The organism is Thioalkalivibrio sp. ALJ15, from assembly GCF_000383695.1.
Lineage (GTDB): Bacteria > Pseudomonadota > Gammaproteobacteria > Ectothiorhodospirales > Ectothiorhodospiraceae > Thioalkalivibrio.
The window spans coordinates 539620-547002 of the sequence record NZ_KB912058.1; the positions used below are offsets into that span (position 1 = coordinate 539620).

8 protein-coding genes are annotated in these 7383 nt (G+C 63.7%); 7 read left to right on the forward strand and 1 reads right to left on the reverse strand.

Features of this window, described 5'->3' with window-relative positions:
- Nucleotides 1–3 precede the first annotated feature (3 nt).
- The 7 genes from G015_RS0109285 (at nt 4) to G015_RS0109320 (ending at nt 7068) form a co-directional block, all read left to right on the forward strand.
- Nucleotides 4–966 (forward strand): hypothetical protein, encoded by a 963-nt coding sequence (locus G015_RS0109285; protein ID WP_028490913.1) that lies wholly within the window; start codon nt 4–6, stop codon nt 964–966.
- Nucleotides 963–1460 (forward strand): NUDIX hydrolase, encoded by a 498-nt coding sequence (locus G015_RS0109290; RefSeq protein WP_020146559.1) that lies wholly within the window; start codon nt 963–965, stop codon nt 1458–1460. Before G015_RS0109285 ends, G015_RS0109290 begins: the two co-directional genes overlap by 4 nt.
- A gap of 312 nt (nt 1461–1772) precedes the next feature.
- Nucleotides 1773–2840: a non-hydrolyzing UDP-N-acetylglucosamine 2-epimerase gene (gene wecB / locus G015_RS0109295; RefSeq protein ID WP_020146560.1), complete on the forward strand. Its 1068-nt coding sequence runs from the start codon at nt 1773–1775 to the stop codon at nt 2838–2840.
- Between the two features lie 184 nt (nt 2841–3024).
- Entirely contained in the window at nt 3025–3861 is an 837-nt protein-coding gene (locus tag G015_RS0109305) for a glycosyltransferase family 2 protein (protein WP_020146562.1), read from the forward strand.
- Between the two features lie 14 nt (nt 3862–3875).
- Nucleotides 3876–4829, forward strand: a complete 954-nt coding sequence (locus tag G015_RS0109310; protein WP_083925125.1) for an SDR family oxidoreductase — start codon at nt 3876–3878, stop codon at nt 4827–4829.
- 451 nt (nt 4830–5280) lie between these two features.
- Nucleotides 5281–6180 carry a DUF3800 domain-containing protein gene (locus tag G015_RS0109315; RefSeq protein WP_232196821.1) on the forward strand — a complete coding sequence of 300 codons (900 nt, stop codon included), beginning with the start codon at nt 5281–5283 and terminating at the stop codon, nt 6178–6180.
- 363 nt (nt 6181–6543) lie between these two features.
- Nucleotides 6544–7068 carry an ATP-binding protein gene (locus G015_RS0109320; protein WP_020146566.1) on the forward strand — a complete coding sequence of 175 codons (525 nt, stop codon included), beginning with the start codon at nt 6544–6546 and terminating at the stop codon, nt 7066–7068.
- A gap of 3 nt (nt 7069–7071) precedes the next feature.
- Here G015_RS0109320 and G015_RS0109325 read toward each other — a convergent pair.
- On the reverse strand, nt 7072–7383 hold a 312-nt coding region (locus tag G015_RS0109325), incomplete at its 5' end, for an integrase core domain-containing protein (protein ID WP_020146567.1).

Sequence of the window (7383 nt, forward strand, 5' to 3'; positions counted from 1 at the left end):
TTGTTGTTCCGGGACAAGCTGTTTCTGGCGAACTGCGATTCCGTTCGTGGTCTGGGGGCCGCGGAGGTCCGGCAGCGGCTGATGCTGGGCGTCGTGTTCTCTCAGGGTCTGGTGCTTTCGCCGAACATGCTGATGGATACGCCGGGGGTTGCCGAGTTCCTGCGGGGACGGATGGTGGGCAAGTATCTACGCGAGGAAGGGCTCGGGCAGGTTTCGGTTCGCGGGCGTGGTCTGGGGGTGGATTGCTCGCTGGTGGATTATTTCCGGGACTTGCCGGATGACTATCTGTTTTCCCGGTTTCCGGGCCGGCCGCGCAAGGCGGAGCTTGGTGCGGAACGACGCGAGGCGATCTATCGCGAGATGGAGCGCCTGGACCGTACGCTGCGGGAGTACGAGGTGGAGTGGCGGGATGTTCCGCTGCGGGCGGACAGTCTGACACAGGCCATCAATGCGCGACTGGCGGGTGAGGAGGCCAGGCGGTATTTCGATGGCGATGACGGGGACGACGACGGGGCGTGGGCCGGGTTTCGAGCGGGCGGTGAGGGCTGCGGGTCACGATCGGCCTGGTACGCACACGTGGAGAGGTCGCTGCCGGCCGAGGCGGGTGAGCGGTTCAAGCTGGAGGTGGTGGACGCGGCCTACAACGGCTTGTTTCTGGAGTCCGGCGAGGCGTTTGTAATGGACCGGATGCAGGGGCTGCAGCGCATACCCGGGGCCTTGCTGGAGCCGGCCGTGTCGATTCGCGCGCTGCGAAAGGAGATCGGATGGGTGCGCTATCCCGTGCGCATGTTCGAGTTCGTGGCCTCTGCGGGGTCGGGTGAAATCGCCAGGTGGTTGACCGATCGTGCCCTGGATTATCTGGGGGATCAGGCGGTGAAGCGTGGGGGTGCGGTGGCTACTCGGCGGAACTGGTTCGGGCTGTACCCCCGGCTGGAAGCCGCCATGGGCGTGGAGCGCAAGGCATGATCGAGTACTGGAACCCCTGGTTTCGCGTGCGCCGCGAGGGGCAGTACCACTGGGTGGAAGAGCCGATGGCCGAAAACGCGGCGGCGGTACTCCCGTTGTGGCGGGGTGGTGTTTTGCTGCTCGAACAGACGCGCCCGGCTCAGGGCGCAACGCCAACATTGGAGATTCCGCGGGGGTACGGTGAGCCGGGCGAAAACGCACTGCAGTGTGCCCTGCGGGAGCTGCGTGAGGAGACCGGTTTCGGGCTGCGACCGGAGGATATTCAGCATCTGGGCTATGTGCGTCCGAACACCGCGATCCTGGATTCCCGAGTGGCGCTGTTTGTCGCACGGGTGCCGGATGCGGCCGAATTCTGTCCGGGTCAGGGCGATCAACGGCCCTATCGTGTCGTGCCGCTGGGGGAACTCGATGCCGTGGTGAGCGGAGGTGTGCTGGAGGACGGGTTTACGCTTTCGGCTCTTGCGGTTGCTCGGGCCAGGGGGCTGTTGAGCTGAGGCGTCTCCGGCTGTCTGGGGGCAGGTGCGCCCGACTTAAAGCCACAGAACCCACGAAGCAATACGGCATGTTGTGGTAGGGGGCTGACCAAAACGGCCGTGTTCATGCCCAACACACCGTCCGTGTTCTTCCGTGTTTTTCCGTGGCTAAAGCATCGGGAGCCACGGAACAACACGGAAGGGCACGGAATGTAGGAGGGGAGACAAGACTGGCAAGGGTACGTGTTTTCACGCTATTGCCCTGTCCATGTCTTTCCGTGTTCGTCCGTGGCTCCCATCAATCCAATAAGTGAATGATTCATGACTGAGATAATGACCATCGTCGGGGCACGCCCCCAGTTCATCAAGGCCGCGCCGGTGTCGCGCGCGCTGGCGGCGGCCGGACTGCGCGAGCAGATCGTGCATACCGGGCAGCACTTCGACGCGGGGATGTCCGATGTTTTCTTCGAGGAGCTGGGCATCCCCAAGCCCGCCCACCATCTCGGCGTTTCCGGAGGTGGCCATGGCGTGATGACCGGGGCCATGCTGCAGGCGTTGGAGCCGCTTATGGAGGCAGAGGCGCCGGATTGGGTGCTGGTCTATGGCGACACCAATTCGACTTTGGCAGGTGCGCTGGCTGCGAGCAAGCTGCATATCCCGGTGGCCCATGTCGAGGCGGGCCTGCGCTCGTTCAACCGCCGCATGCCGGAGGAGCAGAACCGGATCGTCACCGACCACCTCTCCGATCTGCTGCTGACTCCGACCGATGGGGCCACCCGGCGGCTGCGCGAGGAGGGCATCCCCGATGAGCGCATCGTTCAGGTGGGGGACGTGATGTTCGACGCGGCCCTGTACTACGCCGACCGCGCGGCTGAACGCAGCGCGGTACTGGCACAGCATGACCTTGAGGCGGGTACCTACATCCTCGCGACCATCCATCGCGCCGACAACACGGATGCCCCGGCCCGCCTGCGCGCGATTGTGGAGGGGCTGGAGGCCGTGGCGAGCGAGCGCCCGGTGATCCTGCCGCTGCACCCGAGGACGCGCGCGGCGCTGGAACGTCATGGGCTTGCCCTGTCGGGCGTGCGTGCCGTCGACCCCGTGGGCTACCTCGACATGGTGGCTCTGGAGCGCCACGCGGCCCTGGTAGCCACGGACTCCGGAGGCGTGCAGAAGGAGGCCTATTTCCATGGCGTCCCCTGCGTTACCTTGCGCGACGAAACCGAATGGACCGAACTGGTCGACCTGGGCTGGAATCGGCTGGCACCGCCGACCCAGGTCGATATCGCCGTCGTGATCCGTGAAGCAGTGGGGACTTCCGGACAGGAGGGGCGTCCCTATGGCGACGGCCAGGCCGCGGAGCACATCGCACGGGCATTGCGCGACACCCGCACCGCTTAAGGCCGGGCACAGGTTAAAGCCGGGCACAGGGCGAGCGGTGGTCCCGCATGCCAACAGTGAAAGGAACAGACCCACGAATGCGAATCACCTATCTGCATCAGTATTTCAATACCCCCAGGATGGCGGGTGGCGCGCGTTCGTACGACATGGCTCGGCGGATGTCCCTTCTAGCGGAGGTATTCGAATGACGCCGGTGGTGTCGGTTGTGACGCCTGTGCACAACGGGGCGGCGTTTATTCGAGAGACGATCACCTCTGTCCAGGCGCAGACGTGGGGCGATTGGGAACTCCTTGTTGTGGACGACGCTTCCGAGGACGATTCGGCTGAGATCGTCGAGGCGCTGGCGGCCGATGACGAGCGGATAAGGGTGTTCCGGCTTGAGCGTAATGAAGGAGCCGCGGTAGCTCGCAATACTGCTATTGAGGCCGCGCGTGGTCAGTACATCGCGTTTCTGGATGGGGATGACTTGTGGTTGCCCCACAAGCTGGTTCGGCAGCTGGCATTTATGCGAGAGGCGGGGGCGGCATTCTCGTATGGGGCCTATGAGCGGGTTGACGAGAATGGGCGGTATCTCTCGCCAGTGGGAGTCCCTGACCGATTGCATTATCGAGAACTTCTGAAGACCTGCTACGTTGGGTGTTTGACGGCCATGTATGACACGAAGGTATTTGGTAAGCGGTATATGCCGTTGATCCGCCGGCGGCAGGATTATGCCCTGTGGTTGGACTTGTTGCGCGATGGCGAGACGGCGATGGGGCTGAACGAGGTATTGGGTATCTATCGAGTACGGTCTGGTTCCATTTCGTCCAACAAGGCTTCCACATCGCTGTATACATGGCGCATGTATCGGGAAGTTGAGGGGCTTTCTCTGGCGCGTAGTGCATGGTTCTTTGCGCATCAGACTGGGCGAGCGGCGGTTCGGCACCGGTTGCCTGGGTTAGCACGCCGGCTGGGGTGGCTACATTCGGTTGATGGGGCTGCGGCTGGGGATTGCCACAGGCCCTGCGGGCCCTCGCAATGACGGGATTTTGAGTGATGGTAGGTCGGGTTCTGGTAACAGGAGCGACGGGCTTCGTGGGCGGTGCCGTGGTGCAAAGGCTGGCGGCGGACGGCCGTCGGGTCCCCGTCGCGGGGTGTCGGCGCAGTGTCTCGGTGCCGGCGGGTGCGGAGCTGGCGGTGACGCCGTCGCTTGAGCCGGAAGCGGACTGGAGTGGCGCGCTGCAGGGCGTAGAGGCCGTGGTGCATGCGGCGGCCCGCGTGCATGTGATGGACGAGGACGCGGCCGATCCTCTTGCGGAGTATCGACGCGACAATGTGGAGGGCACGCTGGCGCTGGCGCGGCAGGCGGCGCAGGCGGGTGTGCGGCGGTTTGTGTTCGTCAGCTCCATCAAGGTGAATGGCGAGCAGACTGCGTCCGGCAGTGTGTTTTCCGCATCGGATGCGCCGGCGCCGGTTGATCCGTACGGCGTTTCCAAAGCGGAGGCGGAAGCGGGGTTGTTCGCACTGGGCCGTGAGACGGGGATGGAGATTGTGGTGGTGCGGCCGCCCCTGGTGTACGGGCCGGGTGTTGGCGGGAATTTCGCACGGATGCTGCAGTGGATAGCGCGGGGAGTGCCGCTGCCGCTGGGGGCGGTGGACAATCGGCGTTCGCTGGTGGGGCTGGATAACCTGGTGGATCTGCTGGTGACGTGCCTGGAGCATCCGGCGGCGGCGAATCGGGTGTTTCTGGCGGGGGATGGGGAGGATCTTTCTACCACCGATCTGTTGCGCCGGGTGGCGGCGGCGATGGGGCGGCGGGCGCGGTTGGTGCCGGTGCCGCCAGTGCTGTTGCGTGCCGGGGCGCGTGCGGTGGGGCGTGGGGAGATGGCGCGGCGGTTGCTGGATTCGTTGCAGGTGGATATTTCGCATACGCGGGAGACGCTGGGGTGGGAGCCTCCGGTGAGTGTGGATGAGGGGTTAAGGCGGGCGGTTGTGTCGTTGGTTGGGTAGGTTTGGTGGTTGTACGGCTTTGGCGGGGGCTTCGCGGGCGAGCCCGCTCCCACAGGGGGTAGCACTCGGCGTAGGAGGCTAGCCCTCTGGCCGATTGGGGCCTGTCCAACATCCAATCGGCCAGGGGGCTGGCCTCCTACAGGTTGATCGCGCAGGGGGCTGCGCTCCTTGTGTGTCGTTGCAGATTGGGGGGCGATCGTGGTGGTCGCAATGCGTTCGTTGAGGCACAAGAGTGTGGAGGAGTTTGTGGCCGCGGCGGTGCAGGCGCTTGTGGAAGACCCGGAATGGTGACAGGCCGTGGGGCGTGCCGGGCGGGCGCTGGCGGGGCGGGAGTTCGCGATCGACAAAGTGATGGATGCTCACCTGGAGATTCACGGGGGATTGTTGGTCTCAAGGCGGGCAGGAATGGATACCTGACCCCGTTACAGAGGAGGTACGCGGCGTGAGCTTTATGCTGTTCATGGATGAAAGCGGCCAGGACCGCAGGCATTCTCCATATGAAGTGTTGGCCGGCGTGTGTGTGGAGGATCGGGATCTCTGGAACCTGGTCTGTGAAGTACAGGATGCGGAAAGGACTTTCTTCGGGCAGCGGATCTCGCCGGATGAGCTGGAGCTCAAGGGCAAGAAACTGCTGAAGCGAAAGACGTTCCGCTTGGCGGGACAGATGGAATCGATCCCGCCGGAGCGAAGGGCCGCATTGGCGCGTGCGTGTCTTGAAAAGGGGGCGAGGCAGCGTCGTGAGGATGCCGGTGCAACCGGTCCCACCAAGGAAGAGCTTACGGCCTTGGCTCAGGCGAAGATCGCCTTCGTGGGGCACTTGCTGGAGATTTGTGCGCGTTACCGCGTGCGTACGTTTGCGAGCATCGTGGATTGCGAGGCTCCTCGGCCGGAGGGGCAGCTTCTGCGCAAAGATTACGCTTACCTGTTCGAGCGCTACTACCACTTTCTTGAAGAGCAGGCCGAGAGCGCGATGGGTGTGGTGGTGTTCGATGAGCTCGAGAAGGTGCAGGCCCATATCCTGCTAGGGCAAATGGCTCAGTATTTCCGGGAGACTGCCAAGGGGCGGATGCGTGCGGCCCGAGTGATACCAGAGCCGTTTTTTGTTCACAGCCATCTGACGACAGCGGTTCAGTTGGCGGACATTGTGGGGTACCTGGTGGCCTGGGGTGTTCGCGTCGGTACCATGGCGCGTTCGGCACGGAGCGAATTGTCGGGGCTGGCGGAGAGGGTTTGTGACTTGCGGTTCAGAACCCTGCGCGAAGACGGTGATCAGCGCTACCCGCTGTGGAGTTTCGCGGTCATCGACGATCTGCGGCCGCGAGAAGAACGCGATTCAATAAGCGGGCAATAAAAAAGGCAATGCCAGCGTCGCCGCCAACAAAGCCTCCACTGATTATTTTGGATGAGTCTGGTGGCGATGACAAGTCTGGTCGGGGCTTTGGCGGGGGCTTCGCGGGCGAGCCCGCTCCCACAGGGGGTGGCAGTCGGTGTAGGAGGCCAGCCCTCTGGCCGATGGGGCCTGTCCAACATCCAATCGGCCAGGGGCTGGCCTCCTGCTGGTGGACTAAACTGTGTGATGGGGTGGCGCGTAAGTGACTGTGTTGATGAGGCTAAAGGATCGGCGTAGGTTAAGGTAATAACTTTTACCTTAAGGTGTCTGTGTGGCGGGATCCGGGGAGTGGGCGTTTTACGGTCGGCAGACGGAGCTGGGCCAGTGCAGGAGATTCTGTCCCGGAGGCGCTGGTTTTTTCTGCAGATTTCGGGGCGGCGCCGGATTGGCAAGACGACCTTGATTCAGCAGGCGCTGCAGGCGGCGGGTGTCTCGAAGACGCTGTACATCCAGATTCCGGATTCGGACCCAGCGGGGGTGGTGGCGGCTTGCAACGGCTACCTGGAGACGTTCGGGCTGGAGGAGCGTGTCCATAGCCTGGGCGAGCTGGCCCGCTTGATCGCGAGTCTGGCGGAGTCGGGGTATGTGGTAGCGCTGGATGAGTTCCAGTACTTCCATCGCAAGCCGCTGTTCGACTTCTGCTCGCTCCTGCAGGCGGAGGTGGACCGGCTGAGCGCCCGGGCGGGGCAGGTTCCTGGCGGATTGATTGTGCTGGGGTCGCTGCATGCGGAGATGACAGCGCTGCTGGATGATCGGCGGGCGCCGCTGTTCAACCGGGCTACGGATACGCTCGAGCTGGGACATCTGGATATCGGCTCGGTGCTGGAGATTCTGCGCGCGCATGTGTAGTGGTCAAGTGATTTCGGACACCTCGATCGGTGTTTCGGCTGTCCATTTTCGCTCGTAGGCGTTGGGCGACAGGTAGCCCAGGGTCGAGTGCCTTCGGCGCTCGTTGTAGAAGCCGACGATGTAGTCGGTGATGTCCCGGGTGGCCTCGCCGTGATTGGCATAGTCCCGTCGCCAGACGCGCTCCATCTTCAGGTTTAGGAAGAAGCGTTCGGCCACCGCATTGTCCCAGCAGTTACCCCGCCGGCTCATGCTGGCCCGGGCGCCGTGCTGCACCAGCAGACGCCGCCAGGCGTCGCTGGTGTACTGACAGCCCTG